Genomic DNA, 2,847 nt, shown 5'->3' with positions numbered 1-2,847 from the left:
CTTGGCGGTAAAGTCACCGCCAAGATGGCGGCGTTACCAAATAACGATAAAATATAAGCTTATATTTCCTCCCTCTGCACCTGTGCTTTCGGTCTGTAAAAAATCTTAAATTTCCCAAGAATCCTATGCAATCTTCCCCAGAAATCCTAGCAGATTCCTCACCCCCAGAAATAATTACTCTTGATATTGGAGGGATGAAATGTGCAGGTTGCGTAGCTGCTGTAGAGAGACAGTTAAAACAGCAACCGGGCGTAATTTCTGCCCGCGTTAACCTGGCAACTGAAGTGGCCGCAATTGAGGGCAAAGCGGGAGTTGTTGATGCAGTTGCCATTGCTAAAAAGTTAACAGATACAGGATTTCCAACTCAGCCGCGCTATGCTGAGCATCAGCAAGAACAATTAGCTGCGATCGTTGAACGTCGCCGCCAAGAAATTAGACAGCAGATTTGGCAGTTGGCGATCGCACTTACCCTGATCCTACTATCCGGTTTAGGCCATCTAGTAGGAACAGAAACGCCAATTTTCAGCAATATCTGGTTCCATTGCGGCCTAGCGACTGCGGCCCTACTATTCCCCGGACGCGCTATCTTAATTGATGGGTGGCGTGGACTATGGCGCAATTCCCCCAACATGAACACTCTCGTAGGCTTAGGTGCTTTTACAGCCTACAGTGCCAGCGTCATCGCCTTGTTATTTCCGCAGATGGGATGGGAGTGTTTCTTTGACGAACCAGTAATGCTTTTGGGCTTTATATTATTGGGAAAAACCCTGGAACAACAAGCCAAAAGACGTGCAGCATCGGCCCTTCAAGCTTTAATTTCCCTACAGCCAGCAACGGCCAATTTAGTTGCTAAACCTCAAGAAAACACAGGTTCAGAGGAAAATTCCGAATTACCCCTTACCCTCCTAACAGTTGAAATTCCAGCCGATCGCGTGCGTGTAGGAGAATGGTTGCAGGTATTACCGGGGGAAAAAATTCCCGTAGATGGCGAAGTTTGTAAGGGTACGACGACGGTAGATGAGTCAATGCTTACTGGTGAGTCTGTAGCCGTTTTCAAACAGAGAGGAGATGCAGTTGCGGCGGGTACGCTGAATCAATCTGGGGCGATCGTAATGCGGGCAACTCGCACTGGTAAAGAGACAACTCTAGCCCAAATTGTAGCTTTAGTAGAAACTGCCCAAACTCGGAAAGCACCTATTCAATATTTAGCTGATACTGTCGCTGGCTATTTTTGCTATAGCGTGATGACGATATCTACTCTAACTTTCCTATTTTGGTATTTCGCAGGGACTCATATCTGGCCGGAGGTACTTTTAGAACATACGGCAATTAGTATGAACCATGCGGGGATGAATATGATTCAGGGCCCGCTGTCGCCAGCGTTATTAAGTTTGAAGTTGGCGATCGCAGTTTTAGCGATCGCTTGTCCTTGTGCTTTAGGACTCGCTACCCCTACTGCTATTTTAGTTGGTTCTGGTATGGGGGCGGAACGGGGTTTATTAATTAAAGGTGGCGATGTTTTGGAACGGGTACACCAACTCGATACTATTATTTTTGACAAAACTGGAACCCTGACTACAGGTAGTCCGAAAGTAACTGATTGTATAGCGAAGGAAGAAGGAAGAGGGAAGAAGGAAGAAGGAAGAGGAAAGAAGGAAGAGGGAAGAGGGAAGAGGGAAGAAGGAAGAGGGAAGGATGAAGAAGGAAGAGGGAAGGATGAAGAAGGAAGAGGGAAGGATGAAGAAGGAAGAGGGGAGGATGAAGGGGGGAAAAATGAAGAATTGCCGATTTCTGATGCTCAATGGTTGCTACAAATTGCGGCTACGGTAGAAAGTGGTACTTCTCATCCTTTGGCTGAGGCGATTTTGGAGGAAGCTAGACAGCAAGGTTTATCTCTGCTTTTGGCTGGGGATTTCTACACGCAACCGGGTTTAGGGGTTTCGGCTTTGGTAGAGGGCGATCGCGTACTCGCAGGTAATGCCGACTGGTTGAGGCAATATGGCGTGTTCGCAGATATGCCTTCGCTCACCTCTCTCGAAGGCAAAACTTTGGTTTATGTGGCTGTAGCAGGCGTTTTCGTGGGGGTAATTGCTGTTAGCGACACTCTCAGACCTGATGCTAAAACAACTATAGAGAAGTTGCGAAGTATGGGATTGAGGGTAATGCTGGTGACTGGCGATCGGCGAGAGGTGGCTGTGGCGATCGCGCAACAATTAGATATCGGGCCTGATGATATTCTCGCGGAAGTTAGACCCCAAGGCAAGGCAGATGCGATCGCCGCTTTGCAAGCTGAAGGTCATCAAGTAGCAATGGTGGGAGATGGTATTAATGATGCCCCTGCTTTGGCTCAAGCAGATGTCGGGATTGGGATGCAAGCAGGTACAGATGCAGCAGTAGAAACTGCTCAAATTGTCTTAATGCGAGATACTTTAGGTGATGTTGTCGAATCTATTTACCTCAGTCGTCTTACTTTCAACAAAATTCGGCAGAATTTGTTTTGGGCTTTTGCTTATAATGTCTTGGGAATTCCCATCGCGGCTGGCATTTTGCTCCCAACTTTCGGTCTGGCACTTAGTCCCGCAGCAGCAGGTGCTTTTATGGCTTTTAGTTCTGTAAGTGTTGTGACAAACTCTTTGCTACTACGCCGCAATCTAATTAAAAATTAAAAATTAAAAATTAAAAAGGAGAAATACCATTTTTAATTTGTAACCTTATATTCTGAAGAAACTGCAATCTATTTTCGTAATATCATGTCCGGCAAATTACTTACGATCTGTCGTTGCGAAAAGCCGAAGCCGCGAGCGAAGCGTGGCGGGAAGCGAAGCAATCGCCTAGTCTCTGCGATTG

1 protein-coding gene is annotated in these 2,847 nt (G+C 46.6%); it reads left to right on the top strand.

Annotation, left to right across the window (positions count from 1 at the left end):
- Positions 1-125: 125 nt before the first annotated feature.
- Positions 126-2,666 carry a heavy metal translocating P-type ATPase gene (locus PN499_RS12635; protein ID WP_272032283.1) on the top strand — a complete coding sequence of 847 codons (2,541 nt, stop codon included), beginning with the start codon at positions 126-128 and terminating at the stop codon, positions 2,664-2,666.
- Positions 2,667-2,847 lie beyond the last annotated feature (181 nt).

It is taken from the genome of Kamptonema animale CS-326, assembly GCF_028330895.1.
In the GTDB taxonomy this organism is placed as follows: domain Bacteria; phylum Cyanobacteriota; class Cyanobacteriia; order Cyanobacteriales; family Microcoleaceae; genus Kamptonema; species Kamptonema formosum.
Note: the sequence above shows the minus strand (reverse complement) of the source record. Positions and strands in the feature narration are given on the sequence as shown.

Excerpts from the sequence above, each read along its gene's own strand:
- PN499_RS12635 (WP_272032283.1), top strand. The coding sequence starts at position 126 with ATGCAATCTTCCCCAGAAATCCTAGCAGATTCCTCACCCCCAGAAATA.